Raw genomic sequence first — 24,679 nt, 5'->3', positions numbered from 1 at the left:
TGCGCGGGCCGGTCCGGGTCCGCCCGGCGAGCAGGGGCACCGCGCGCGAGGCGGTAGCCTCATCGCATGCCGGAAATCGATTGGAAGCCCCGCTCGCGCACCGTCACGGACGGCATCGAGGCCACGACGTCGCGCGGGATGCTGCGGGCGGTCGGGATGGGCGATGACGACTGGGAGAAGCCCCAGATCGGCATCGCGTCCTCGTGGAACGAGATCACCCCCTGCAACCTCTCGCTCGAGCGCCTCGCGCGCTCCGCGAAGGAGGGCGTGCACTCGGGAGGCGGCTACCCGCTCCAGTTCGGCACCATCTCCGTCTCGGACGGCATCTCGATGGGCCACGAGGGCATGCACTTCTCGCTCGTCTCCCGCGAGGTCATCGCCGACTCCGTCGAGACCGTGATGATGGCCGAGCGCCTGGACGGCACCGTCATGCTGGCCGGCTGCGACAAGTCGCTGCCCGGCATGCTGATGGCCGCGGCCCGCCTCGACCTCGCCGCCGTGTTCGTCTACGCCGGCTCGATCGCCCCGGGCTGGGTCAAGCTGTCGGACGGCACCGAGAAGGACATCACGATCATCGACTCCTTCGAGGCCGTCGGCGGCGTCAAGGCCGGGATCATGTCCGAGGAGGACGCCAAGCGCATCGAGTGCGCCTTCGCCCCGGGCGAGGGCTCCTGCGGCGGCATGTACACCGCCAACACCATGGCCAGCGTCGCCGAGGCGCTCGGCATGAGCCTGCCCGGCTCCGCCTCGCCCGCCGCGGCCGACCGCCGCCGCGACTACTTCGCCCGCAAGTCCGGCGAGGCCGTCGTCGAGCTGCTGCGCAACGGCACCACGGCCCGCGACATCCTCACCAAGGAGGCGTTCGAGAACGCGATCGCGGTGGCGATGGCCTTCGGCGGCTCCACCAACGTCATCCTGCACCTGCTCGCGATCGCCAACGAGGCCGAGGTCGACCTCACGATCGACGACTTCAACCGCATCGGCGACACGATCCCGCACATCGGCGACCTCAAGCCCTTCGGCAAGTACGTCATGAACGACGTCGACCGCCACGGCGGCGTCCCGGCCGTGATGAAGGCGCTCCTGGACGCCGGACTGCTGCACGGCGACTGCCTGACGGTCACCGGCAGGACGGTCGCCGAGAACCTCGCCGCGATGGACATCGCCCCGCTGGACGGCGAGGTCATCCGCACCCTCGACAACCCGATCCACGCCACCGGCGGGCTCACCATCCTCAAGGGCTCGCTCGCCCCCGAGGGCGCGGTCGTCAAGACCGCCGGCTTCGACGCCTCCGTCTTCGAGGGACCGGCCCGCGTGTTCGAGCGCGAGCGCGCCGCGATGGACGCGCTCACCGAGGGGCGGATCCAGAAGGGCGACGTGGTGGTCATCCGCTACGAGGGCCCCAAGGGCGGCCCCGGCATGCGCGAGATGCTCGCCATCACCGCCGCCATCAAGGGGGCCGGGCTCGGAAAAGATGTACTACTGTTGACGGACGGACGATTCTCAGGCGGCACAACCGGCCTGTGCATCGGCCACATAGCTCCCGAATCGGTGGACGCAGGTCCCATCGCATTCGTTCGCGACGGAGACCCGATTCGGGTCGACATCGCCGCTCGCTCGATCGACCTACTCGTCGACGAGTCCGAGCTCGCCGCCCGCCGAGAAGGCTGGGCCCCTCTCCCTCCGCGCTACACCCGCGGTGTCCTCGCCAAGTACGCCAAGCTCGTCCGCTCGGCAGCCGAGGGCGCCGTCACCGGGTGACCCGGCCCGCTCCGGCCGGCCGCGCACTCGCGTTCCCGGGCACTCGCCTCCGGCTCTGCCCGCCGCCGCACCACCTCCTGAAGGAATCGACACCCGCATGACTCCGGATCCGTCCGCCGTGCAGCCCGCACCGACGCCCCAGCCACCCCGACCCGCCCACGCTCCTGGGGCCGCCCCCGCGGCCGAGGTCCTCACCGGAGCGCAGGCGGTCGTCCGCTCGCTCGAGATGCTCGGGATCGAGGACGTCTTCGGCCTGCCCGGAGGCGCGATCCTCCCGGTCTACGACCCGCTGATGGACTCCTCGAAGATCCGGCACATCCTGGTCCGCCACGAGCAGGGTGCCGGCCACGCCGCCGAGGGCTACGCCTCGGCGACCGGCAAGCTCGGCGTGTGCATCGCGACCTCGGGCCCCGGAGCGACCAACCTGGTCACCGCGATCGCGGACGCCTACATGGACTCGGTCCCGATGCTCGCGATCACCGGCCAGGTGTTCTCGACGCTCATGGGGACCGACGCGTTCCAGGAGGCGGACATCGTCGGCATCACGATGCCGATCACGAAGCACTCCATCCTCGTGACGCGCCCCGAGGACATCCCCTCGGCCCTCGCCTCCGCCGCGCTGATCGCCACCACCGGCCGCCCCGGCCCCGTGCTGGTCGACATCACGAAGGACGCGCAGCAGGACCAGGCGCCGTTCCTCTGGCCGCCGAAGATCGACCTGCCCGGGTACCGCCCGGTCACGAAGGCCCACGGCAAGCAGATCCAGGCCGCGGCCCAGCTGCTGGTCGAGTCGAGGAAGCCGGTGCTCTACGTGGGCGGCGGCATCATCCGCGCCCGCGCGGCGGCCGAGCTGAAGGCGTTCGCCGAGGCCTGCGGCGCCCCCGTGGTGACCACGCTGATGGCGCGCGGCGCGTTCCCCGACTCGCACGAGCAGCACCTGGGCATGCCCGGCATGCACGGCACCGTCCCCGCGGTGCTCGCGCTGCAGGAGGCGGACCTGATCCTCGCGCTGGGCTCGCGCTTCGACGACCGCGTGACCGGCAAGGCGGCGCTCTTCGCGCCCCACGCCAAGGTCGTGCACGTCGACATCGACCCGGCCGAGATCTCCAAGATCCGCACCGCCGACGTGCCGATCGTGGGCGACCTCAAGGACGTCCTCCCGGATCTCACCGACGCGTTCGCCAAGGCCTCCGCCGACGGCCGCGCCGACACCTCCGAGTGGTGGAGCTACCTCAAGGGCCTCCAGAAGGAGTTCCCCCTCGGCTACACCGAGCCCGACGACGGCCTGCTCTCCCCGCAGTACGTCATCAAGCGCATCGGCGAGATCACCGGCCCCGAGGGCGTGTTCGCCTCCGGCGTCGGCCAGCACCAGATGTGGGCGGCGCAGTTCATCAAGTACGAGCGCCCCAACTCGTGGCTCAACTCCGGCGGCGCCGGCACCATGGGCTACTCCGTGCCCGCGGCGATGGGCGCCAAGGTCGGCGAGCCCGAGCGCACCGTGTGGGCGATCGACGGCGACGGCTGCTTCCAGATGACCAATCAGGAGCTCGCCACCTGCACGATCAACGACATCCCGATCAAGGTCGCGGTGATCAACAACTCCTCGCTCGGCATGGTGCGCCAGTGGCAGACCCTGTTCTACGAGGGCCGCTACTCCAACACCGACCTCAACACGGGTCACGACACCGTCCGGGTGCCCGACTTCGTGAAGCTCGCCGACGCGTACGGCGCGCTCGGCATCCGCGTCACGAAGCCGGAGGAGATCGACGACGCCATCCGCCTCGCCATCGCCACGAACGACCGGCCCGTGGTGATCGACTTCGTCGTCAGCCGCGACTCCATGGTCTGGCCGATGGTCCCGCAGGGCGTCTCCAACAGCTACGTCCAGTACGCCCGAGACCACAGCCCGACCTGGGACGACGAGGAGTAGACCCGCATGACGCACCACGTTCTCTCCCTGCTCGTCGAGGACAAGCCGGGACTGCTCACCCGTGTCGCCGGGCTGTTCGCCCGCCGCGGCTTCAACATCGAGTCGCTGGCGGTCGGTCCGACCGAGCTGGCCGGGCTCTCGCGCATCACGGTCGCCGTGGACGTCGAGGACCTGCCGCTCGAGCAGGTCACGAAGCAGCTCAACAAGCTCGTCAACGTGATCAAGATCGTCGAGCTCGACACCGACCAGTCGGTCCAGCGCGAGCACCTGCTCGTCAAGGTCCGCGTCGACAACGTCACGCGCTCGCAAGTGCTCGAGGCCGTCACGCTCTTCCGCGCCCGCGTGGTCGACGTCGCGACGGACGCCCTGGTGATCGAGGTCACCGGCGACACCGGCAAGACCAACGCGTTCCTGCGGGTGATCGAGCCCTACGGCATCAAGGAGATCGCGCAGTCGGGCCTGCTCGCCATCGGGCGCGGCTCCAAGTCGATCACCGAGCGCGTCTTCAAGAACTGACCGAACTCTCCTCTACAGAAAAGGACTCACCACGTGACCGAGCTCATCTACGACGCCGACGCCGACCTCTCCATCATCCAGTCCAAGAAGGTCGCGATCGTCGGCTACGGCTCGCAGGGCCACGCGCACGCGCAGAACCTCCGCGACTCCGGCGTCCAGGTCGTCATCGCGCTGAAGGAGGGGTCGAAGTCGACCGCCAAGGCCGAGGACGACGGCTTCGAGGTCAAGAGCGTCGCCGACGCCGCGGCCTGGGCCGACCTGATCATGATCCTCGCGCCGGACCAGCACCAGCGCGCGATCTACAGCGAGCAGATCGCCTCCGCGCTGACCGAGGGCAAGACCCTCGCCTTCGCCCACGGCTTCAACATCCGCTTCGGCTACATCGAGGCGCCCGCCGGCGTCGACGTCATCCTCATCGCGCCGAAGGCCCCGGGCCACACCGTGCGCCGCGAGTTCGTCGCCGGCCGCGGCATCCCGGACATCATCGCCGTCGAGAACGACGCGACCGGCACCGCCTGGGAGACCGCCAAGTCCTACGCGAAGGCCATCGGCGGCACCCGCGCCGGCGTCATCAAGACCACCTTCACGGAGGAGACCGAGACCGACCTGTTCGGCGAGCAGGCCGTGCTCTGCGGCGGCACCTCGCAGCTCGTCCAGTACGGCTTCGAGACCCTCGTCGAGGCCGGGTACCAGCCGGAGATCGCCTACTTCGAGGTGCTGCACGAGCTCAAGCTCATCGTCGACCTCATGTGGGAGGGCGGCATCGCCAAGCAGCGCTGGAGCGTCTCCGACACCGCCGAGTACGGCGACTACGTCTCCGGCCCGCGCGTCATCGACCCGCGCGTGAAGGAGAACATGAAGGCCGTGCTCGGCGACATCCAGAGCGGTGCCTTCGCGAAGCGCTTCATCGGCGACCAGGACGCGGGCGGACCCGAGTTCCAGGAGCTGCGCGCCAAGGGCGAGAAGCACCCGATCGAGGAGACCGGCCGTGAGCTGCGCAAGCTCTTCGCCTGGAAGCAGACCGACGAGGACTACACCGACGGCAGCGTCGCGCGCTAGTCGCACCGCGTCGACCGGGGGAGCCCCGGTCCGACGAGGGACCCGACCACCGGGACCCCCTCGCCGGGCCGGGGCTCCTCCGCGTCCGGGGCGCGGCTACCGCTCGAGTTCGCGGACGAGACGGCGGAGACCGCCCTTCGGCGGGACGAGGACGGGGTCCGGCCACCGGGGCGAGAGGTGGTCGCCGAGCGTGACCCGGCGCAGCTTGCGGCCGACGAGGGGGAGGACCCAGTCGGCCGCCCAGCGGCGCTGCTCGCGCAGCCGTGCGCGGAGGCGGAGCGGCTCCGGTGCGTCCCACGGCCCGGTCGAGATCGTGTGCGGCACGCCGAGCGTGTCGAGCACGCGGCCGGCCAGGACGCGGTGGCCGCGCTTGGAGAGGTGCATCCGGTCGGGCGACCAGAGCACGGGGGAGTGGAACTCCCGCATCGCCCAGTAGTCGACGAGGATCGCGCCCCGCTCGCGGGCGATCCGGCGGACGGCGCTGTTGTAGAGGTGGTTGCGGCGCAGGAACATCCGCGGGGCGGGCAGTCCCGGGATGTCGACGCCGGTGAAGAGCACGAGGGAGGCGCCGGTGGTCGCGAGCGCGTCGACGAGCGCCTCGTAGCGGGTGATCAGATCGACCGTGTCGGTGCCGAGGTCGAGGATGTCGTTGCCGCCGGCGTAGAGCGTGACCAGGGTGGGGCGGAGCGCGAGGGCGGGCGCGAGCTGGTCCTCGGTGATCTGGGCGAGGCGCTTCGAGCGGATGGCGAGGTTCGCGTACTCCCAGCCCGGCTCGGCCTTCGCCAGGCGCTCGGCGACACGGTCGGCCCAGCCGCGCACGCCGTTCGGCAGGCGCGGGTGCGGATCGCCGACCCCCTCCGTGAAGGAGTCGCCGAGGGCGACGAAGCGGCGGCGGCGGTCGTCCATCCGCTCAGCCTCGCCCCCGGGGGAGGACGCGGGGTGTCCGCCGGGTGTCGGGGAGGCGGCGGCGGGCTCCGAGCCTCCTGCGAGGTGCGCGCGGCTAGGGTGTTGCGGTGATCGATGGTGGACCGGGCCGCTCCCCGGAGGACGACGACGCGGCGATCCCGCCGGTGGACCGCGGGCCGGACACCGGCCCGGAGGACGACGCCGACGACGAGGCCCTGGAGTGGGCGGGCGAGGGCGCGGACCCGACGCTCGCCGCGGGGACGGCGCGCGTGCGCCGGACGACCCGCACGGTCGCCGGGGCGGGCACGGCGGACGACGGCTCCGACGACGACGGCTCCGACGACGAGGACCCCGCCGACGAGGCCGCGTCCTCCTCCGCTCTGCTGATCGCCGCGGGCATCGCGGCCGGACTCTACCTCCTGTACGCCATCGCCTGGGCGATCACGGCGACGCGGCAGTCGCCGGTCGCCGCGGCCGGCTTCGCGGGCGATGCGCTCGGCGGCGCCCTCTACTCGCTCGGGCTCGGGCTGGCCGTGCTGGCGCCGCCGGTGTGGTTCGCCGTGGTGCTCCTCGCCACCCGCGACGCCCGGGTGCGCACCCGCGTGCTCTGGCTGGTCGCGGGCCTCGTCCTCCTCGCTCCGCTGCCGTTCCTGAAGGGGGCGTGATGACCGACTCGACCCGGGCCACCCTCGGCGGGACCGGCCGCCGCGACCGGCCCGGCCGGCGCCTGGCGGCCTCCGTCCTCGTCGCCGTGGTGTTCGCGCTCTTCTTCGCCTGGGACGTCTGGGAGGCGGTCGGCAACCTGATCGGCCTGCGAAGCTACGCAGCCTCCCTCGGCACCGATCTGAATCCGACGGGCTGGACGGTGCTCCTGCTCGGCCTGGTGCTGCCGGTCGCCTGCTTCGTCGCCGCCGTCCTGCTCGGGCGCCGCCGGGGGCTCCCGGCGCGCGTCGGACTGCTCGCGGCGGCGCTCTGCCTCTCGGCGGCGCTCTCGCTCGACGTGCAGCTCGTCCTCGGCGTCGAGAGCCTGGTCTCGCTGAGCTGACCGGCGGCGTCACACGGCGCGGGGCGCGCGCGCCCCTCCGCTACAGTGTCGGGGGGCTGCCGTCGCCCCCGCCTCGGTGCCCGCTCCGTCCCCTCTCCGAAGGAAGCGCCTCTCGTGACAAAGCCGGTCGTCCTGATCGCCGAAGAACTCTCGCCCGCCACCGTGGACGCGCTCGGTCCCGACTTCGAGATCCGCTCCGTGGACGGCACCGACCGCCCGGCTCTGCTCGAGGCCCTCGCCACCGCGCACGCGATCCTCGTGCGCTCCGCGACGCAGGTCGACGCGGAGGCGATCGCCGCGGCCCCCTCCCTCCAGGTGATCGCCCGCGCCGGGGTGGGCCTGGACAACGTCGACATCACCGCCGCGACCGCCGCGGGCGTCATGGTCGTGAACGCGCCGACCTCGAACATCATCTCGGCGGCCGAGCTCACCGTCGGACACATCCTGAGCCTCGCCCGCCACATCCCCGCCGCGCACAGCGCGCTCGCGCAGGGCCTCTGGAAGCGCTCGAAGTACACCGGCGTCGAGCTCTACGAGAAGACCGTCGGCATCATCGGCCTCGGCCGCATCGGCGCGCTGATCACCGCGCGCCTGCAGGCCTTCGGCGTGAACGTCGTCGCCTACGACCCCTACGTGACCAGCGCCCGCGCGCAGCAGCTCGGCGTCACGCTCCTCTCCCTCGAGGAGCTGCTGGCCGAGAGCGACTTCATCACGATCCACATGCCGAGGACGCCCGAGACGACGGGCATGATCTCGGACGAGCAGCTGGCGCTGATGAAGCCGTCGGCGTTCATCGTGAACGTGGCCCGCGGCGGTCTCATCGACGAGGACGCGCTGCACCGCGCGCTCGTCGCGAAGACCATCGCCGGCGCCGGACTCGACGTGTTCGTGAAGGAGCCGCCGACCGGCTCGCCGCTGCTCGCCCTCGAGAACGTGGTCGTCACTCCGCACCTCGGGGCCTCGACCGACGAGGCGCAGGAGAAGGCGGGCGTCTCGGTCGCCCGCTCGGTGCGCCTCGCGCTCTCGGGCGAGCTCGTGCCGGACGCCGTGAACGTCGCCGGCGGCGTGATCGACGAGTACGTGCGCCCCGGCATCCCGCTGGTCGAGAAGCTCGGCCAGGTCTTCTCGGGCCTCGCGGACTCGCCGGTCACCTCCATCGACATCGAGGTGCGCGGCGAGCTCGCCGGCTACGACGTGAAGGTCCTCAAGCTCGCGGCGCTCAAGGGCGTGTTCACCAACGTGGTCTCGGAGACGGTGTCCTACGTCAACGCGCCGGTGCTCGCGGAGCAGCGCGGCATCGAGGTGCGCCTGATCACGGAGCCGGTCTCGGACGAGTACCGCAACGTGATCACGCTGCGCGGCGCTCTCTCCGACGGCTCGCAGATCTCGGTCTCGGGCACGCTGACCGGCACCAAGCAGGTCGAGAAGATCGTGGCGATCAACGGCTACGACGTCGAGGTCCCCCTCGCGAAGCACCTCGTCGTGATGAGCTACGTCGACCGCCCCGGGATCGTCGCGGTCTACGGCCGCGAGTTCGGCGACGCCTCGGTCAACATCGCGGGCATGCAGATCGCGCGCACCGAGGCGGGCGGCAAGGCCCTCTCGGTGATCACCATCGACTCTCCCGCCCCCGACGGCCTGCTCGAGAAGGTCCGTGTCGCGATCGACGCCGATCTCATGCAGGAGATCGACATCACCGAGCAGTGAGCACGCGGCGGTTCGCTCAGGTCGACGTCTTCGGCGCCGCGCCGTTCCGGGGCAACCCGGTGGCGGTCGTCGTGGACGGCGACGGGGTGGGCGACGCGGCGATGGCGGAGTTCGCGCGCTGGACGAACCTCTCCGAGACGACCTTCCTCCTCCGTCCCCGCGACCCCGCGGCCGACTACCGGCTGCGGATCTTCACGCCGGGCGGGGAGCTGCCCTTCGCCGGGCACCCCACCCTCGGGAGCGCGCACGCCTGGCTCGCGGCCGGAGGGACGGCCCGCGCGGCCGGGGAGCTCGTGCAGGAGTGCGCCGCGGGCCTCGTCCGGCTGCGGGTGACGGAGGAGGGCATCGCCTTCGCCGCGCCGCCCCGGCTGCGGACCGGACCGGTCGACGAGGCGACGCTCCAGCGGGTGGCCGCGGCGCTGCGGATCCCGCGCGCGGAGATCCTCGACCACGAGTGGGTCGACAACGGTCCCGGCTGGCTGGCCGTGCGGCTCGCCTCGGCGGAGCAGGTCCTCGCGCTGCGGCCGGACCAGGCGCTGCTCGCCGGGCTCCCCGTCGGCGTCGTGGGCGAGCATCCGGCGGGAGACGGGTGCGCGATCGAGGTGCGGGCGTTCATCCCGGACGCCGGAGTGGCCGAGGACCCGGTGACGGGCAGCCTCAACGCGGGGATCGCCCAGTGGCTGATCGGCAGCGGTGTGCTGCCCGAGCGCTACACCGCGGCCCAGGGAGCGGCGATCGGCCGCGCCGGGCGGGTGCGCGTCGAGGGCGCGGGCGGCGAGATCTGGATCGGCGGCGCGACGGTGACCCTGATCGACGGGGTCGTCGAGCTGTAGCGGGTCCGCCGGGGGCGGCGCGGCTCAGCTCCCGAGGAGGCGCTGGACGACCGCGAGGACGTCCTCGGCCTCGCCGCGCGACTGCGTGCCCGTGGGGAGCAGCGCGGAGTTGTAGTAGAGCCCGTCGCTCATCAGGACGATCGCGCGGGCGACGAGCGGGTCGCCCACGGCGTCGGCGACCACCTCGTTCCAGCTGTCGTGGATCCGCGCGAGGCCGCCGCTGGCGCGCTCGTCGTGACCCTGCGCGATGCGCGAGACGGCGAGGATCGTGCGGTCGAAGGCCGAGTCGGCGGCGAAGGAGGTGCGCAGCAGGTAGGCGACCACGCCCTCGGGAGCGGCGAGGCTCTGCGCGACGTCCTCCTCCCGCCGCGCGTCGAGGCGCTGCAGGAGCCCGTCGACGAGGGCGTCCTTCGAGGGGAAGTGGTAGAGCAGCCCGCCCTTGGAGACTCCGGCCTCACGGGCGACGGCGTCGAGGGTCGCGGCGCGCTCGCCCTGCTCGGTGAGGAGCTGCTCGAACGCGTCGAGGACGCGGTCGCGGGCGGGGGCGGGAGGCACGACGACCATCCTACGGCGGATCGGTGGCGACTGTACCGGCTGGACGGTATACTCGCTCCGTTCCCCTCCCGAAAGGTCGTCCCCGTGTCCGCGCGCACCGCTCCCGTCTCCACCCACGACACCACCGGCGCCGCCGAGCGGGTCGGGCGACGCGCCTGGGTGGCGCTCGCGGTGCTGATGCTCCCGGTGCTGCTGGTCTCGGTCGACAACACGGTGCTGAACTTCGCGCTCCCCTCGATCGCCGAGGACCTGGGCCCCACCGGCACCGAGCTGCTGTGGATCGTCGACGCCTACCCGCTGGTGCTCGCGGGCCTGCTGGTGGCGATGGGCAGTCTGGGCGACCGCGTCGGGCGACGGCGCCTCCTCATGGTCGGCGCGGTCGGCTTCGCCGCCGTCTCGGTCGTGGCCGCGTTCGCTCCCACCGCCGCGGCGCTCATCGGCGCCCGCGCGGCGCTGGGCTTCTTCGGCGCGATGCTGATGCCCTCGACGCTGTCGCTCCTGCGCAGCGTCTTCCCGAACCGCGACCAGCGCCGCCTGGCGATCGCGATCTGGGCGACCGGCTTCGCGGTGGGCTCGGGCATCGGCCCGCTCGTCGGCGGAGTGCTGCTCGAGCACTTCCCCTGGGGGTCGGTGTTCCTGCTCGCGGTGCCCGTGCTGCTCCCGCTCGTGGTCCTCGTGCCGATCCTGGTGCCGGAATCGCGCGACCCGCAGCCCGGCCCGGTCGACGTGGTCAGCATCCTGCTGTCGCTGGCGACCATGGCGCCCGTGGTCTACGCGGTGAAGTCCTTCGCCGAGCACGGGATCGACGTGGTCGGCGTCGCGGCGCTCGTCGTGGGCGTCGTCTCGGGAGTGCTGTTCGTCCGCCGCCAGCAGCGCCGGGTCTCGCCGATGCTCGACCTCTCGCTCTTCCGCCGCGGCTCGTTCAGCGCAGCGATCGTGGTCAACCTGCTCAGCGTGACCGCGCTGGTCGGCGGGCTCTTCTTCCTGTCGCAGCACCTGCAGCTCGTGGTCGGGCTCTCGCCCCTGGAGGCGGGCCTCGTGCTCGTGCCGGGCCTCGCCGTGATGATCCTGGCCGGGCTGGGCGTGGTGCCGATCGCGCGCCGCGTCGCTCCGCGCCTCGTCGTGCCGGCCGGACTGCTGGTCTCGGCCGTCGGCTACATCCTGCTGGCCCTCGGCAGCGGGGCGCCCGGAGGAGCGTCGGCGCTCACCGTCGCGGTCGCCTTCGCGTTCCTCGGCCTGGGCATCGGCGCGGCCGAGACGGTGTCGAACGAGCTGATCCTGGCCAACGCGCCCGCCGACAAGGCCGGCGCCGCCTCCGCCGTCTCCGAGACCGCCTACGAGCTCGGCGCCGTCCTCGGCACCGCGACGCTCGGGACCGTCCTCACCGCCGTGTACCGCGGGGGAGTCGTGCTGCCCGAGGGCCTCGACGCCGCGCAGGCGCAGCGGGCCGGAGAGACCCTCGGCGGCGCCGTCTCGGTCGCCGGCGAGCTGCCCGCCGACTCCGCCGCGAGCCTCGTCGCGTCGGCGAGCGCGGCGTTCGACTCGGGCGTCGGCTGGTCGGCCTGGCTGGGCGTCGTCCTCGTGCTGGCCGCCGCCGCGGTCGGCGCCTGGCGCCTCCGCCGGAGCTGACGCTCCTCCGCTCCTCCCGCGGGAGGCCGCCCGGCGGGGGGCGCGTGCCCCGGACCGCGGCGCGGGCGGGCCGCGAGTACGCTGAGGGGACTCCGACCCCGTACGCCTGAGGACTGCCATGCCCCGCACCGTGAAGCTCGCCGTCATCCCCGGAGACGGGATCGGGCCCGAGGTGACCGCCGAGGCCGTCAAGGTCCTCGACGCCGTCACCGCCGACTCCGACCTGGTGCTCGAGACGACCACCTTCTCGCTCGGGGCCGCCCGCTACCTCGAGACCGGCGACGTCCTCACCGACGAGGACCTGGCGGCGATCGCGGGGCACGACGCGATCCTCCTCGGCGCCGTCGGCGGAGCACCGGGCGACCCCCGCCTCCGGGACGCGAACATCGAGCGCGGGCTGCTGCTGCGGCTGCGCTTCGAGCTCGACCACTACGTCAACCTGCGGCCCACCCGTCTCTACGCGGGCGTCCCCTCGCCGCTCGCGGCTCCCGGCGAGGTCGACTTCGTGGTCGTCCGCGAGGGCACGGAGGGGCCCTACGTCGGCACCGGCGGCTCGATCCGGCAGGGCACTCCGCACGAGGTCGCCAACGAGGTGTCGGTCAACACCGCCTACGGGGTCGAGCGCGTCGTCCGCCACGCGTTCGAGCTCGCCCGCGCCCGCCGCTCCCGGCTGACCCTCGTTCACAAGACGAACGTCCTCGTCTTCTCCGGCTCGCTCTGGAAGCGGATCGTCGACGAGGTGGGGGCCGCCTTCGAGGACGTGGCCGTCGACTACCTCCACGTGGACGCCGCTACGATCTTCCTCGTGACCGACCCTGCTAGGTTCGACGTCATCGTCACCGACAACCTCTTCGGCGACATCCTGACCGATCTGGCCGGCGCGATCAGCGGCGGCATCGGACTCGCGGCCTCGGGCAACATCAACCCCGACGGCGCGTTCCCCAGCATGTTCGAGCCGGTCCACGGATCCGCGCCCGACATCGCCGGACGGCAGCTCGCCGACCCGACCGCCGCGATCCTCTCGGCGGCGATGCTGCTGGACCACCTCGGCCGGAGCGACGAGGCCGCCCGCGTCACCGCGGCCGTGACCGCCGACATCGAGTCGCGCGACGGCACCCCGCGCTCCACGGCCGCGATCGGCGACTCCGTCGTCGCCCGCCTCCGCTGATCCCCCGCAGAAGGACACCACCACGATGAGCACCGACTCCGCCCCCGCCGACCTCGCCTTCGAGGTGACCGCCGCTCCCGCGCCCCGCTCCGAGGAGGAGCGCGCCCGGATCCTCGCGAACCCCGGCTTCGGCATGCACTTCACCGACCACATGGTCGGCCTCCGCTGGACCCGCGCGGACGGCTGGCACGACGCCCGCGTCGAGCCCTACGGTCCGCTCGCGCTCGACCCCGCCGCCGCCGTCCTGCACTACGCGCAGGAGATCTTCGAGGGCATGAAGGCCTACCGCCACGAGGACGGCTCCGTCTGGACCTTCCGCCCCGAGGCGAACGCGCGGCGCCTGCAGCGCTCGGCCCGCCGCCTCGCGCTGCCGGAGCTCCCGACGGACCTCTTCGTCGAGTCGCTGCGGCAGCTGATCGCCGTCGACGGCGACTGGGTCCCCTCGGAGCCGGAGACCAGCCTGTACCTGCGCCCGTTCATGTTCGCGCAGGAGGCGTTCCTCGGCGTGCGCGCGGCCGAGGACGTCGGCTACTACGTGATCGCCAGCCCCGCCGGCGCCTACTTCTCCGGCGGCGTCGCCCCCGTGTCGATCTGGCTCTCCACCTCCTACGCCCGGGCGGGCAAGGGCGGCACCGGGGCGGCGAAGACGGGTGGCAACTACGCCTCCTCCCTCCTCCCGCAGCAGGAGGCCTACAGCCACGGCTGCGCGCAGGTCCTCTTCCTCGACTCGCAGGAGTCGCAGTGGATCGAGGAGCTCGGCGGCATGAACGTGGTCCTGGTCAAGAAGGACGGCACGCTGGTGACCCCGGAGTCGGACTCGATCCTCGAGGGCATCACGCGCGACAGCGTCCTGCAGCTCGCCGAGGACCGCGGCCACCGCGTCGAGCGGCGCCGCGTGAGCATCGACGAGTGGCGGGACGGAGTGGCCTCCGGCGACGTGGTCGAGGTGTTCGCCTGCGGGACCGCCGCCGTGATCACCCCGATCGCCGAGCTCAAGGGCGAGGGCTTCTCCGTCGGCCGCGAGGGCGCGCCCGCAGGGGAGCTCACGATGTCGCTCCGCGAGGAGCTGACCGGCATCCAGTACGGACGCCGCGAGGACACGCACGGATGGATGACGAGGCTGGACGCATGAAGATCGCACGATTCGCCACGCAGCGCGACGGGGACAACGGGGGAGCGATCCACTTCGGGATCGTGGACGAGGACGACCTGGTCGTGCTCGCCGGCGACCCGATGTTCGCCGGGTTCGACACCACGGGGGAGCGCATCCCGATCGCGGAGGCGAAGCTCCTCGCGCCGGTGATCCCGCGCTCCAAGGTCGTCGGCATCGGGAAGAACTACGCCGACCACGCGGCCGAGATGGGCGGCGACGCCCCGGCGGAGCCGCTGGTGTTCCTCAAGCCGAACACCTCGGTGATCGGCCCGGACGAGGCGATCGTCCTCCCCGAGGACAGCCAGCAGGTGGAGTTCGAGGGCGAGCTGGCGATCGTGATCGGCGCCGTGGCCCGCAACGTCCGCGCGGAGGACTACGAGGACGTGGTCTTCGGGTACACGATCGCCAACGACGTCACCGCGCGCGACCTCCAGCGCTCCGACGGCCAGTGGGCGCGGGCGAAGGGCTACGACACCTTCTGCCCGCTCGGCCCGGTCATCGAGACCGAGTTCGTCTGGAACGAGAGCGCCATCGAGACGCGCGTCAACGGGCGCGTGCAGCAGTCGGGCAGCACCGGCGACATGATCCACGGGGTGCCCGAGCTCGTGGCCTACGTCTCGCGCATCTTCACGCTGCTCCCCGGGGACGTGATCCTCACCGGGACGCCCGCCGGCGTCGGGCCGATCGCGAACGGGGACACCGTCGCGGTGGACGTCGAGGGCATCGGCACGCTGTTCAACCCGGTGGTCGTCCGACGCTGAGCCCGGGTCCTCCTCGGCGCAGCGACGTCGCCGGCCCGCGCGGATCCTCGGATCCCGCGGGCCGGACGCGTCCGAGCGGGACGTCAGTCGGTGCTCGCCGGGTCGCTGCCGACGGCGCCCTCGGTCTCGTCGGGCAGGTCGGCGTCGCCGGAGACGGTGTCTCCTCCGCTGTCGCCGTCGGTCACGGCGTCGGTGACGCCGCGGTCGATCGCGGTGCCCCCGGGAGCGGCCCCCGCAGCGGAGGCGTCGGCCGCGTCCTCGCCGGGCAGCACCGTCTGCGCGCCGCCGGTGTTCGGGACGGCGTCGCCGCCGGATCCGGGAAGGTCCTCGTTCACGTTCTGGTCGGCCATGTCGGCTCCTCTCGTCGGTGCTCCAGCCCAGCACGCGACGAGTCCCTCCGCAGGACGTTGACAGCGCGGCCACGGGCGGGCAGAGGCGGGCCGCCAGGGCGGACGACGCTCCTTCACCGTGCTCCCCGGCGCTGTCAAGCGGACTGCCTCCGAAGCGGTCTGGTCGTAGCGTCGAGCTATGAACTCCTCCCGCACCGACTCCGTCAGCCGCATCGCCCGGGAGGACTTCGGCTGGTCGTCGCTGCTCCCCGGTCAGCGCGAGGCGATCGAGTCGGCGGCCTCCGGGCGCGACACGCTGCTGGTGCTGGCGACGGGCGGCGGCAAGTCCGCGGTCTACCAGATCGCCGGAGCCGAGCGCGGCGGCGTCGTCCTGGTCGTCTCCCCGCTCGTCGCCCTGCAGGCCGACCAGCTCGCCGCGATCGAGGCGGCTCCGGCGGCGCCTCCCGCGGTCGCGATCAACTCCTCCCAGGGCGCCGCGGCCGTCGCCCGTGCCTGGGACCGGATCGACGAGGGCGGCCCGCTCTACGTGCTCCTGGCACCCGAGCAGCTCGCCAAGCCCGAGAACGTGGCGCGGCTGGCGGCCGCGGGAGTGTCGCTGCTGGTCGTCGACGAGGCGCACTGCGTCTCCTCCTGGGGTCACGACTTCCGCCCCGACTACCTCCGCCTGGCCGATGTGCGCGGCGAGCTCGGAGACCCGCCGGTGCTCGCGATGACCGCCACCGCCTCCGGGCCGGTGCGCGACGAGATCATCGAGCGCCTCCGGATGACCGACCCCGAGATCCAGGTGCACGGCGTCGACCGTCCGGAGATCCGGCTGGTGGTGCACCGCCACGAGAGCGAGAACGAGAAGCGTGCCGCCGTGGTCGAGGAGGCGCGCAGCTGGACCGCTCCGGGCCTGGTCTACGTGGCCACCCGCAAGGAGACGGAGGCCTACGCGGCCGACATCGCGGCGGAGGGGCGCCGGGTCGCGGCGTACCACGCCGGGCTCAAGGTGTCCGAGCGGAAGGTCGTGCACGAGCAGTGGCGCGCGGGCGAGCTCGACGTCGTCGTCGCGACCTCGGCGTTCGGGATGGGCATCGACCGGGCCGACGTGCGCTTCGTGCTGCACGCCACGACCACCGAGTCGCTCGACGCCTACTACCAGGAGATCGGCCGCGCGGGCCGCGACGGCGAGCCCGCCACGGGCGCGCTGCACTACCGTGCGGAGGACCTGGGGCTCCGCCGCTTCTTCGCCAAGCGCTCGGTCGACAAGGCCGCGCTGCGCGTGATCTGGGCGGCCGTCTCGGAGCAGCCGGGGCTCGACTCCGCGGCGCTCGCGAAGGAGCTGGGGAAGCCGGCCCGCACGATCGCCCGGATCGTCAACGACCTCGCGGACGCGGGGCTGGTGGAGACCGGCTCCGGACTGCGCGCGACGCGCGAGGCCTCCGGCGACGAGGCCGTGCACGCGGTGAAGGAGGCTCTGGCCTCCCGTGAGCGGATCGCGGAGTCGCGCCTGTCGATGATGCGCGCGTACGCGGAGACCAGCCAGTGCCGCCGCCGGGTCCTGCTGGACTACTTCGGCGTGGAGTCGGCCGAGTGGTGCGGCAACTGCGACGGCTGCGAGCGGCACGAGGCGAGCGGCGGGACCGAGGAGGCGCCTGTGGACGCCCCTCTGAGCGTCGACGAGTCGGTGGAGCACCGCGAGTGGGGCGCCGGCACCGTGATGAGCGTGGAGGCCGACCGGGCGACGATCTTCTTCGAGTCCGAGGGCTACAAGGTGCTCTCGTTCCAGGCGCTCGAGTCCGGCGTCCTGCGCGAGCACGCCTCCGCCTGACCCCTGCTCTCCGCATCGGCCGGTCGCCGCTCGCGAGACGCCCCTCCGGTACGGTCGGCACGGCCTGCCGCGTACCGGAGAGGCGTCTCGCGGAGGGTGTCAGACCTTCGAGACGGCCGAGCTCACGTCAGTGGGCTTCTCGTAGTCGCCGTCCGGGATCGCACGGAGGGCCTCGAGGACGTCGCCGTCCGCGCCCTCCTTCTCGGCGGTCTCGACGATCGTGTCCTTCGAGGCGGGGTAGTCGATGCCCGAGAGGTACTTCTGGATCTGGATCGGGTTGGGTGCGTCCATCGTGCTGTCCTTTCGTCGCCTTGCTGAGTGTTACGAGTGCTCTTCGGCGAAGAGCCGGTCGAAGGCGTCGACGCGCCGGTCGGTGACCGTCGTGGGCGTCTCGAGGTGCACGGCACCGCTGGGCACGAGGCCCGCGCCGCCGAAGCGCTCCATGACGCGCCACTGCGCGGCGACGTCCTCACCGCTGTGCTCCGGGGGCAGCTGCTCCCAGAAGTCGAAGCCGCCGACGTCCAGGAGGGCGTCGCGGCGGTAGAGGACGCAGGCGCCCAGCCAGGCGACCCGGTACGCGCGCCAGGCGCCCTCCGGGACGTCGAGGCGGGCGGCGACGTGGGTGAGGTTGGCCGCGTTGTGGAGCGGCCAGCGCTCGAACTCAGGGGTTCCGCGCCGCACCCGCTCGGGCTCGACGCGCTCCTCCCAGGTCTTGAACGACTCGGTCTCGTGCGGGCGCACGTCCTCGAGGTAGGACAGGCCCTGCACCGCGGAGCCGACGAAGCCGCAGTCGAGGCGCTCGAGAGCCTCGTGCAGCCGCGAGAGCGTGCCCGGCTCGAGCCACACGTCGTCGTCGAGGAAGAGGACGGCGGGGGCGGTGGCGAGGGAGAGGAGGTAGTGCCTCTGCTCCGCGAGCCCGCGCCGGGGCAGGTGGCGGCGCACCACCGGAGCCCGGCCCTGCGCCTCCAGCACACGCAGCATCGCGAGGATCGTCGGGTCGCTCTCGGCGACCGCGTCGTCGGACTGGTCGCTGACGATCACGCGGAAGGGCGGTTCGTCCTGGGCGGCGAGTCCGGCGAGCGTGGCGGCGAGCTCGGCACGGCGGCCGACCGTCGGCACCAGCACGTCGATCAGCGGCTGCCGGGGAGCCTCGGGGATCCCCCAGCGCCCGGACCACCGGCGGCTGGTCACGGCGCGGCCGATCGGATGCGCTGCACCATCTCGGTCGTGGAGTGCTCCGAGACGTAGCCGACGGTGGTGACGACGCCTCCGTAGGATCGGACGACGGCGGCCTCCGCGAGCATGTCGGGGTTGTAGTCTCCGCCCTTCACGTAGACGTCGGGCTGCACGCGCTCGAGCAGCGGGATGGGGGTGTCTCCGCCGAAGAGGGTCACGTAGTCGACGCAGCCCAGCTCGGCGATCACGCCGGCGCGGTCGCCCTCCGGGTTGATCGGCCGTCCCTCGCCCTTGAGCCGCCGGACGGAGTCGTCGTCGTTCACCGCGACCACGAGCACGTCGCCGAGCTCGCGGGCCTGGCGGAGATACGCCGTGTGGCCGCGGTGCAGGACGTCGAAGCAGCCGTTGGTGAAGACCACGCGGCGTCCGCGGCGCGACTGCTCCGCGAGGACCTCGACGAGGGCGTCCTCGCCGAGCACGACGGCGCCGGGAGCGGCGAGGGAGGCGAGCAGGTCGTCGCCCGAGCAGACCGAGGTGCCGGGGCGCTGCACGACCACGTCGGCGGCGGCCTGCGCCAGATCGACGGCGGTGGCCAGGGAGCGGCCGGCCGCGAGGGCCAGGGTGGCGGTCGCGGCGAAGGTGTCGCCGGCGCCCGACGCCTGCTTCTCCTCCGCGGGCTGCGCGAAGGTGCGGCTGACCGTGCCGTCGGCGTCGAGGGCGGTGGAGCCGTCCCGGTCGAGGGTGACCACGACGTGCCGGGCGCCCGAGCGCGCGCGCAGTTCCTCGGCGGCGTCGCGCACGGCGGCGGCCCGCTCCGTCCCGCGGCCGAGGGAGGCGCCGAGCAGCCGCTCCGCCTCCTTGGCGTTCGGGGTGACGAGGTCCGGCCGGGCGGAGGCCCAGTCGGCGAGCTCGTGCGCATCGATCACCAGGAGGCCCGGGCGCTCGACGGCGAGCAGGCGCTCGACGGCCTCCCGGAGGATCCCCGAGCCGTAGTCGCAGACCAGGACGGCGTCGGCGCCCGCGGCGGCCTCGGCGGCGGCACCGGCGAGCAGGGCCAGCTCGTCGTCGGCCGGGCGGTGCGGGCCGGAGTCGACGCGCAGCATCACGCTGTCGCCGCCGACCACGCGGGTCTTGATCGTCGTCGCGGCGCCGGTGCGGACGACCCGGGAGGTGTCCAGGCCGGCCCGCTCGAGGGCGCGCAGCAGTCGATCGCCCTCGGAGTCGCGTCCGGCCACGCCGACGGTGCGGACGACGGCGCCCAGCGCGCGCAGGTTGGCGGCGGTGTTGGCGGCCCCGCCCGCGACGTCGACGACGTCCTCGAGCCGCAGAACCGGCGCCGGCGCCTCCCGCGTGACGCGCTCCGCCTCGCCGAGCCACCAGGAGTCGAGGATGAGGTCCCCGATCACGGCGACCACCGGCGGGCGCTCCCGGACGTGCGCCAGGAGCGCGCTCGCCCGCTGGAGCGCCGAGCCCTCGAGGCTCATCGGGCACCGCCGGGCAGCACCGGGAGGCCGAAGTGGACGACCGTGGTGGTGGTCATCTCGTCGAGCAGCTCCGGGCCGTAGCCGAAGCCGGAGCCCGAGGCGCCGCGGGGCTGGGCGCTGCCGCCCGGCGCTCCTCCGAAGACGCCGTTGACCTTGACGGTGCCGACCGGCAGCGTCGCCGCGGCGCGGTGGGCGTGCTCCATGTCGGCGGTGAGGATCGAGGCGGCCAGGCCGTAGGGGCTCGCGGCGGCCAGGTCCAGGCCCTCGTCGAAGGAGTCGACGACGCGGATCGGCGCGACGGGCCCGAAGGTCTCCTCCGTCATCACCAGCATCGACTCGGTGCAGTCGGCCAGGACGGTCGCGGGGTAGAAGGTGCCGTCCCCGGGGGTGCCGCCGGTGAGGGCGCGCGCGCCGCTGCCGAGCGCCTCCGTGACGTGCTCGTGGACGGCGTCGCGCATGCGGGCGTCGACGAGGCGGGGGAGCGGGCCGGCGCTCCAGCGGTCGGCCTCGGCGACGAGCGCCGCCGTGAACGCCTCGGCGATGTCGCGGTGCACGTAGATCCGCTCGACGGAGGTGCAGATCTGTCCGGCGTTGGCGAAGGCGCCGAGCGCGGCCTGCTCGGCGGCCCAGACCGGGTCGACGTCGCGGTCGACGACGAGCGCGTCGTTGCCGCCGTTCTCGAGGATCACGTGCGCGCCGGTGACGGCGGCGACCCGGGCGAGCGCGCGACCGGTGGCGGTCGAGCCGACGTGGGCGAGGACATCGACGCCCTCCGTGCGCGCCAGCTCGTCGCCGACCGCCCCGTCGCCCTCGACCAGGGTCAGCACCCCGTCGGGCAGCGCCTCGGCGAGGATGCTCGTGAAGAGGGCGCCCGTGCCCGGGCTGCGCTCGCTCGGCTTGTGCACGACGACGTCCCCGGAGACGATCGCGGCGCCCAGGAGGCCCGCGGCGACGGCGACCGGGTCGTTCCACGGAGTGAGGGCGAGCACGACGCCGCGCGGGTGCGGCAGGGCCAGATCGACGTTGAGGGCACCTCCGCGCAGGCTCTTCCCCCGGTGCAGCGGGCCGAGCTCGGCGTACTGGAGCAGCGTGTCGACACCGGCGCGGACGCCGCCCAGGGCGTCGCCGGCGGGCTTGCCGGTCTCCCGAGTGTTGAGGTCGGCGAGCTCCTGCTCGCGCTCGGCCACGCGGTGGGCGGCGGCTCGGAGGAGGGCGCCGCGCTCGGCGGGCGCGGTGGCGGCCCACGCGGAGAACGCGGTCCGCGCTCGGCGGACGGCGTCGGCGGCGGTCGTGGCGGGGGTCGTGATGTCGATGGTCACGGTCACCTCTCGGTCGGGGGCGCCCGCGGAGTGGCGGACGCATCCGTCCGGTACCCGGGTGGTGCGCGCCTAGACACGTCGCGTCCGGAATCCGCCGCGGGATCGGCGGCGCGGGCTCGCCGTCGATCCGGTTTCGGATCGGCCTCGGCGGGGAAGTGGAGGAGTGCACCGTCCCCGGAGCGGCGCCAGCGCGCCCTCCGCACCTGAGAGGAACCCGTCGTGGTCGCCATCGCCCCCCTCCGAGAGCCCTTCGCCGGAGTCGAGAGGATCGCCGTCCTGCGCGGCGGCGGACTCGGCGACCTGCTGTTCGCGCTGCCCGCCGTCGACGCTCTCGCGGCCGCCTACCCGGGAGCCGAGATCACCCTGCTCGGGACGCCCGCGCACCGGGTCCTGCTGTCGGGCGTCGAGTCGCCGATCAACGACGTCGAGATCCTGCCGGTGGCGCAGGGCGTCCGCGACGGAGAGGGGGAGGACCCCCGGGTCGTCGAGGACTTCACCGAGCGGATGCGCGCGCGCCGGTTCGACCTGGCCGTGCAGCTGCACGGCGGCGGGCGCTACTCCAACCCGTTCCTCCAGCGCCTCGGCGCGCGCCACACGATCGGCTCGCGCACGGACGACGCCGCGGAGCTCGAGCGCACGATCCCCTACGTCTACTACCAGCACGAGATGCTGCGGGCGCTCGAGATCGTCGGGCTGGCCGGAGCGCCTGCGACCCGCCTCGAGCCGGCGCTCGCCGTGGATCCGGAGCGGCGGGACCGCCTCGCCGCGGCGCTGCCCGCGGGTGGCCCGCTGGTGCTGATCCACCCGGGCGCGACCGATCCCCGCCGGCGCTGGCCCGCCTCCTCCTTCGCCGCTGTGGCGACGGAGCTGCTGGCCGACGGCGCCCGCGTGCTGGTGGTGGGCGACGCCTCGGACGTGCCCGCCGCCGACGAGATCGTCGCCGGAGCGCCGGGAGCGTTCTCCTGGGCTGGCGTCGTGGACCTCCCGGACCTCGCTCCGCTGCTCTCGCTCGCCGACCTCGTGCTCGGCAACGACTCCGGACCCCGCCACCTCGCCGCCGCGGTCGGCGCCCCGACGGTCGGGGTCTTCTGGGTGGGCAACGCGATCAACGCCGCGGCCCTCGGGCGGCAGCGCCACCGGGTGCAGCTGAGCTGGACCACCCGCTGCCCGGTCTGCGGGCGCGACGCCACGCAGGTCGGCTGGACCGCTCCGCGCTGCGAGCACGACGTCACGTTCGTCGGCGACGTGCGCGTCGAGGCCGTGCTCGAGGACGTCCGCGGGGTGCTCGCCTCCACCCACTGAACCGCGAGATGCCACCTGTGGTGCTCGACATCGGCGTGTCGGCGGCACAGGTGGCATCTCGCGGAGAGAGATCCGGGGAGCGCCCGGACCAGCGGATCACGGCCAGGACGGCTCCTCCTCGTGCGTGATGACGAGCTCGCGGACCTCGCAGCCGCGCGGCTGGCCGAGGACGAACATGACGGCGTTCGCCACGTTCTCCGGGTCGTTCAGCAGCGCGTCCGGACCGGGCTTGTACTGCTCGTCGCGGTCGTCGAAGAAGCGCGTCTTCATGCCCGACGGGATCAGCGTGGTCACGCCGATCTCGCCCTTGGTCTCGGCCGCGAGCGCGCGGGTGAAGCCGAGCACGCCGAACTTCGAGGCGCAGTACGCGGTCGCGTCCGAGACGGCCTTGATCGCCAGCGAGGAGGCGACGGTGACGACGCGGCCGTGGGTCTCGGTGAGGAAGGGCAGCGCCGCGCGGACGACGGCCGCGGTGCCGAGGAGGTTCACGGAGATGACCCGCTCCCACTCCTCCGGCTCCACGTCGACGAGGCGGCCGCAGCGGTCGATGCCGGCCGCGGTGACGACGGCGTCGAGCCCGCCGTGCTCGCGGGCGATCTCGACGACCGCCTTCTCGGCCTCGCGGGTCTTCGCGACGTCGACCTGGTAGGCGGCGACGCCCTCCTTCACCGACGAGACGTCGCGGTCGAGCACGATCGGGGTGCCGCCGGCGGCGGTGACCGCGGCGGCGACGGCCGCACCGAGCCCGGAGGCTCCTCCGGTGATCAGGACGCGGCCGATGGGGGTGGGAGTGGTGCTCATGGTTTCCTTCCGGGGGTGGTCTGCGGGCCTCGTGGGCCGCGGGTCAGCCGACGCGCGCGAGCGCGGCGGCGAGATGGGTGGTCGAGCGGCCCGGGTGGTACGGCACGGTCAGGACCCGGCCGCCCCACTCCGCCACCGTCGCCGTCTCGGGGAGGGACTCGGCGGAGTAGTCGCCGCCCTTCACCCAGACGTCGGGGCGGATGCGGCGCAGCGCCTCGTCCGGCGTGTCCTCGCCGAAGACCAGCACGGCGTCGACGCACTCGAGCGCGAGCAGCAGGTCGACGCGGTCGTCCTCGGGGATGATCGGCCGCGCCGCGCCCTTGAGGCGGCGGACGGAGTCGTCCGAGTTGAGGCAGACGATCAGGCAGTCGCCGAGCGCGCGCGCGGCCGAGAGGGTGCGGGCGTGGCCGGCGTGGAGCAGGTCGAAGCAGCCGCCGGTCGCGACCACGGTGCCTCCTGCCGCGCGGACGGACGCGGCGACGCGCAGGGCGTCGACACCGCCGCCGTGGAGGGGAGCGGGGTCGGCGGGAGCGGACAGGGAGGCGACCCCTCCCGCGAGCAGGTAGGCGCCGGCCGCGGCGACCGCCGCCTGCACCGCCTCCGACGTGCTCGCGCCCTCCGCGAGGGCGACGGCGGCGGAGGCGGCGAACCGGTCGCCGGCTCCGCACGGATCGGTGGGCGGCACGGTCACGGCCGGTGCGACGACCGGGACCCCGGCGCCGCGGGAGCGCAGCAGGGCGCCGGAGGATCCCATCGTCACGGTGACGGCACCGCAGCCCCAGCGCTCGAGGAGGGTGGTCGCGGCGGATTCTGCGCGCGTCACTCCGCGGCCGACGGCCCCCGAGAAGGCCGTGGCCTCGGCCAGGTTCGGAGTGGCGAGCGCGGTGGCGGCGACCGGCTGCGAGCCGCGCGGGTGCGGATCCCACACCAGCGGCACGGTGAGCGCGTCGAGAGCCGCGCGGAGCGACGCGTCCTCTGTCAGCCGACGGCCGTAGTCGGCGACGATCACGGCGTCGGCGTCGCCGAGCGCGGCGAGCATCGCGTCGGTCACGCCGGGGACGGGGGGCGTCTCGCAGCCGCGGTCGATCCGCACGACGGCCTGGCCGGAGGCGGCCACGCGGGTCTTCACCGGCGTCGGCGCACCCGAGGGCCCGGCGACCAGGCGGACGCCGGACAGCTCGGCGCGCAGCTCCGCCACGTCCGGATCCGAGTCCTCGGCGAGCGCGGTCACGAGCGTCACCTCGTGCCCGTCGCGGGCGAGCATCCGGGCGACGAGCCCGGCTCCGCCGGCGCGGGCGCTGCGGGCCGACACGTCGACCACGGGGACGGGGGCGTCCGGGCTCAGCCGCTCGGCGGGTCCGGAGAGGTCGACGTCGAGCATCACGTCGCCGACGACGACGAGGTGCAGGCG

The 24,679-nt window shown here is 73.5% G+C and carries 23 protein-coding genes; 14 read left to right on the top strand and 9 right to left on the bottom strand.

Going from position 1 to position 24,679, the window contains the following annotated elements:
* Window positions 1-66 precede the first annotated feature (66 nt).
* From ilvD to ilvC, 4 genes are all read left to right on the top strand, one after another.
* Complete coding sequence (gene ilvD, locus C5D44_RS02385; protein ID WP_104276176.1) at window positions 67-1,761, top strand: dihydroxy-acid dehydratase; 1,695 nt, start codon at window positions 67-69, stop codon at window positions 1,759-1,761.
* A 97-nt stretch (window positions 1,762-1,858) separates the two neighbouring features.
* Entirely contained in the window at window positions 1,859-3,691 is a 1,833-nt protein-coding gene (locus C5D44_RS02380; protein ID WP_104276175.1) for an acetolactate synthase large subunit, read from the top strand.
* Between the two features lie 6 nt (window positions 3,692-3,697).
* Complete coding sequence (gene ilvN / locus C5D44_RS02375; protein ID WP_104223540.1) at window positions 3,698-4,207, top strand: acetolactate synthase small subunit; 510 nt, start codon at window positions 3,698-3,700, stop codon at window positions 4,205-4,207.
* Between the two features lie 33 nt (window positions 4,208-4,240).
* Window positions 4,241-5,266, top strand: a complete 1,026-nt coding sequence (gene ilvC, locus C5D44_RS02370) for a ketol-acid reductoisomerase (RefSeq protein WP_104223539.1) — start codon at window positions 4,241-4,243, stop codon at window positions 5,264-5,266.
* A gap of 96 nt (window positions 5,267-5,362) precedes the next feature.
* Here ilvC and C5D44_RS02365 read toward each other — a convergent pair whose 3' ends face one another.
* Window positions 5,363-6,172, bottom strand: coding sequence for an SGNH/GDSL hydrolase family protein (locus C5D44_RS02365; protein WP_104280723.1), 810 nt, complete (start codon window positions 6,170-6,172; stop codon window positions 5,363-5,365).
* A 107-nt stretch (window positions 6,173-6,279) separates the two neighbouring features.
* Here C5D44_RS02365 and C5D44_RS02360 point away from each other — a divergent pair, with 107 nt between their 5' ends.
* From C5D44_RS02360 to C5D44_RS02345, 4 genes are all read left to right on the top strand, one after another.
* Window positions 6,280-6,837, top strand: coding sequence for a hypothetical protein (locus C5D44_RS02360; RefSeq protein WP_104280722.1), 558 nt, complete (start codon window positions 6,280-6,282; stop codon window positions 6,835-6,837).
* Window positions 6,837-7,217 (top strand): hypothetical protein, encoded by a 381-nt coding sequence (locus C5D44_RS02355; protein ID WP_104276172.1) that lies wholly within the window; start codon window positions 6,837-6,839, stop codon window positions 7,215-7,217. The genes C5D44_RS02360 and C5D44_RS02355 overlap by 1 nt, the downstream gene beginning before the upstream one ends.
* Window positions 7,218-7,331: 114 nt before the next feature.
* The gene (gene serA / locus C5D44_RS02350; RefSeq protein WP_104276171.1) at window positions 7,332-8,924 is read left to right on the top strand and encodes a phosphoglycerate dehydrogenase; all 1,593 of its coding nucleotides are present in this window, start codon (window positions 7,332-7,334) and stop codon (window positions 8,922-8,924) included.
* Window positions 8,921-9,757, top strand: coding sequence for a PhzF family phenazine biosynthesis protein (locus tag C5D44_RS02345; RefSeq protein WP_104280721.1), 837 nt, complete (start codon window positions 8,921-8,923; stop codon window positions 9,755-9,757). The genes serA and C5D44_RS02345 overlap by 4 nt, the downstream gene beginning before the upstream one ends.
* A gap of 24 nt (window positions 9,758-9,781) precedes the next feature.
* On the opposite strand, the gene C5D44_RS02340 is transcribed toward C5D44_RS02345, so the two are convergent.
* Window positions 9,782-10,312, bottom strand: a complete 531-nt coding sequence (locus C5D44_RS02340) for a TetR/AcrR family transcriptional regulator (protein ID WP_258067853.1) — start codon at window positions 10,310-10,312, stop codon at window positions 9,782-9,784.
* 84 nt (window positions 10,313-10,396) lie between these two features.
* Here C5D44_RS02340 and C5D44_RS02335 point away from each other — a divergent pair, with 84 nt between their 5' ends.
* From C5D44_RS02335 to C5D44_RS02320, 4 genes are all read left to right on the top strand, one after another.
* The gene (locus C5D44_RS02335; protein WP_258067852.1) at window positions 10,397-11,941 is read left to right on the top strand and encodes an MFS transporter; all 1,545 of its coding nucleotides are present in this window, start codon (window positions 10,397-10,399) and stop codon (window positions 11,939-11,941) included.
* Window positions 11,942-12,059: 118 nt separating this feature from the next.
* On the top strand, window positions 12,060-13,109 hold the full coding sequence (locus C5D44_RS02330; protein WP_104280719.1) for a 3-isopropylmalate dehydrogenase: 1,050 nt from the start codon (window positions 12,060-12,062) through the stop codon (window positions 13,107-13,109).
* A 25-nt stretch (window positions 13,110-13,134) separates the two neighbouring features.
* On the top strand, window positions 13,135-14,241 hold the full coding sequence (locus C5D44_RS02325; RefSeq protein ID WP_104276167.1) for a branched-chain amino acid aminotransferase: 1,107 nt from the start codon (window positions 13,135-13,137) through the stop codon (window positions 14,239-14,241).
* Window positions 14,238-15,023 carry a fumarylacetoacetate hydrolase family protein gene (locus tag C5D44_RS02320; RefSeq protein WP_104233223.1) on the top strand — a complete coding sequence of 262 codons (786 nt, stop codon included), beginning with the start codon at window positions 14,238-14,240 and terminating at the stop codon, window positions 15,021-15,023. The genes C5D44_RS02325 and C5D44_RS02320 overlap by 4 nt, the downstream gene beginning before the upstream one ends.
* A gap of 83 nt (window positions 15,024-15,106) precedes the next feature.
* On the opposite strand, the gene C5D44_RS02315 is transcribed toward C5D44_RS02320, so the two are convergent.
* On the bottom strand, window positions 15,107-15,373 hold the full coding sequence (locus C5D44_RS02315) for a hypothetical protein (protein ID WP_104280718.1): 267 nt from the start codon (window positions 15,371-15,373) through the stop codon (window positions 15,107-15,109).
* A gap of 178 nt (window positions 15,374-15,551) precedes the next feature.
* On the opposite strand from C5D44_RS02315, the gene C5D44_RS02310 reads away from it, so the two are divergent.
* A complete protein-coding gene (locus C5D44_RS02310; protein ID WP_104280717.1) occupies window positions 15,552-17,186 on the top strand; it encodes a RecQ family ATP-dependent DNA helicase in 1,635 nt (544 codons plus the stop codon).
* Between the two features lie 99 nt (window positions 17,187-17,285).
* Here the strand turns inward: C5D44_RS02310 and C5D44_RS02305 are convergent, their stop codons facing one another.
* Genes C5D44_RS02305 through C5D44_RS02290 form a run of 4 tightly spaced genes read right to left on the bottom strand, consistent with a single transcriptional unit; the run spans window position 17,286 to window position 21,165 of the window.
* Entirely contained in the window at window positions 17,286-17,477 is a 192-nt protein-coding gene (locus C5D44_RS02305; protein ID WP_104223528.1) for a DUF2795 domain-containing protein, read from the bottom strand.
* 30 nt (window positions 17,478-17,507) lie between these two features.
* Window positions 17,508-18,377, bottom strand: coding sequence for a glycosyltransferase family 2 protein (locus tag C5D44_RS02300; RefSeq protein ID WP_219815318.1), 870 nt, complete (start codon window positions 18,375-18,377; stop codon window positions 17,508-17,510).
* Window positions 18,374-19,846: a D-glycero-beta-D-manno-heptose 1-phosphate adenylyltransferase gene (gene rfaE2, locus C5D44_RS02295; RefSeq protein WP_104280716.1), complete on the bottom strand. Its 1,473-nt coding sequence runs from the start codon at window positions 19,844-19,846 to the stop codon at window positions 18,374-18,376. Before rfaE2 ends, C5D44_RS02300 begins: the two co-directional genes overlap by 4 nt.
* Window positions 19,843-21,165 carry an aldehyde dehydrogenase gene (locus tag C5D44_RS02290; protein ID WP_258067850.1) on the bottom strand — a complete coding sequence of 441 codons (1,323 nt, stop codon included), beginning with the start codon at window positions 21,163-21,165 and terminating at the stop codon, window positions 19,843-19,845. Before C5D44_RS02290 ends, rfaE2 begins: the two co-directional genes overlap by 4 nt.
* Before the next feature lie 219 nt (window positions 21,166-21,384).
* Here C5D44_RS02290 and C5D44_RS02285 point away from each other — a divergent pair, with 219 nt between their 5' ends.
* On the top strand, window positions 21,385-22,467 hold the full coding sequence (locus C5D44_RS02285; RefSeq protein WP_104280714.1) for a glycosyltransferase family 9 protein: 1,083 nt from the start codon (window positions 21,385-21,387) through the stop codon (window positions 22,465-22,467).
* Window positions 22,468-22,563: 96 nt separating this feature from the next.
* On the opposite strand, the gene C5D44_RS02280 is transcribed toward C5D44_RS02285, so the two are convergent.
* Together C5D44_RS02280 and C5D44_RS02275 are read right to left on the bottom strand one after the other, a co-directional pair.
* Window positions 22,564-23,268, bottom strand: coding sequence for an SDR family oxidoreductase (locus C5D44_RS02280; RefSeq protein WP_104250150.1), 705 nt, complete (start codon window positions 23,266-23,268; stop codon window positions 22,564-22,566).
* A gap of 43 nt (window positions 23,269-23,311) precedes the next feature.
* A complete protein-coding gene (locus C5D44_RS02275) occupies window positions 23,312-24,676 on the bottom strand; it encodes a PfkB family carbohydrate kinase (RefSeq protein WP_104280826.1) in 1,365 nt (454 codons plus the stop codon).
* Window positions 24,677-24,679: the final 3 nt, after the last annotated feature.

The organism is Rathayibacter sp. AY1B5 (assembly GCF_002932795.1).
Taxonomy (GTDB): domain Bacteria; phylum Actinomycetota; class Actinomycetes; order Actinomycetales; family Microbacteriaceae; genus Rathayibacter.
The sequence above is the reverse complement of the archived record's forward strand: the minus strand, read 5'-3'. Positions and strand labels throughout refer to the sequence as shown.

Excerpts from the sequence above, each read along its gene's own strand:
- ilvD (WP_104276176.1), top strand. The coding sequence starts at position 67 with ATGCCGGAAATCGATTGGAAGCCCCGCTCGCGCACCGTCACGGACGGC.
- C5D44_RS02380 (WP_104276175.1), top strand. The coding sequence starts at position 1,859 with ATGACTCCGGATCCGTCCGCCGTGCAGCCCGCACCGACGCCCCAGCCA.
- ilvN (WP_104223540.1), top strand. The coding sequence starts at position 3,698 with ATGACGCACCACGTTCTCTCCCTGCTCGTCGAGGACAAGCCGGGACTG.
- C5D44_RS02365 (WP_104280723.1), bottom strand. The coding sequence starts at position 6,172 with ATGGACGACCGCCGCCGCCGCTTCGTCGCCCTCGGCGACTCCTTCACG.
- C5D44_RS02355 (WP_104276172.1), top strand. The coding sequence starts at position 6,837 with ATGACCGACTCGACCCGGGCCACCCTCGGCGGGACCGGCCGCCGCGAC.
- C5D44_RS02330 (WP_104280719.1), top strand. The coding sequence starts at position 12,060 with ATGCCCCGCACCGTGAAGCTCGCCGTCATCCCCGGAGACGGGATCGGG.
- C5D44_RS02325 (WP_104276167.1), top strand. The coding sequence starts at position 13,135 with ATGAGCACCGACTCCGCCCCCGCCGACCTCGCCTTCGAGGTGACCGCC.
- C5D44_RS02320 (WP_104233223.1), top strand. The coding sequence starts at position 14,238 with ATGAAGATCGCACGATTCGCCACGCAGCGCGACGGGGACAACGGGGGA.
- C5D44_RS02315 (WP_104280718.1), bottom strand. The coding sequence starts at position 15,373 with ATGGCCGACCAGAACGTGAACGAGGACCTTCCCGGATCCGGCGGCGAC.
- C5D44_RS02310 (WP_104280717.1), top strand. The coding sequence starts at position 15,552 with ATGAACTCCTCCCGCACCGACTCCGTCAGCCGCATCGCCCGGGAGGAC.
- C5D44_RS02305 (WP_104223528.1), bottom strand. The coding sequence starts at position 17,477 with ATGGACGCACCCAACCCGATCCAGATCCAGAAGTACCTCTCGGGCATC.
- rfaE2 (WP_104280716.1), bottom strand. The coding sequence starts at position 19,846 with ATGAGCCTCGAGGGCTCGGCGCTCCAGCGGGCGAGCGCGCTCCTGGCG.
- C5D44_RS02280 (WP_104250150.1), bottom strand. The coding sequence starts at position 23,268 with ATGAGCACCACTCCCACCCCCATCGGCCGCGTCCTGATCACCGGAGGA.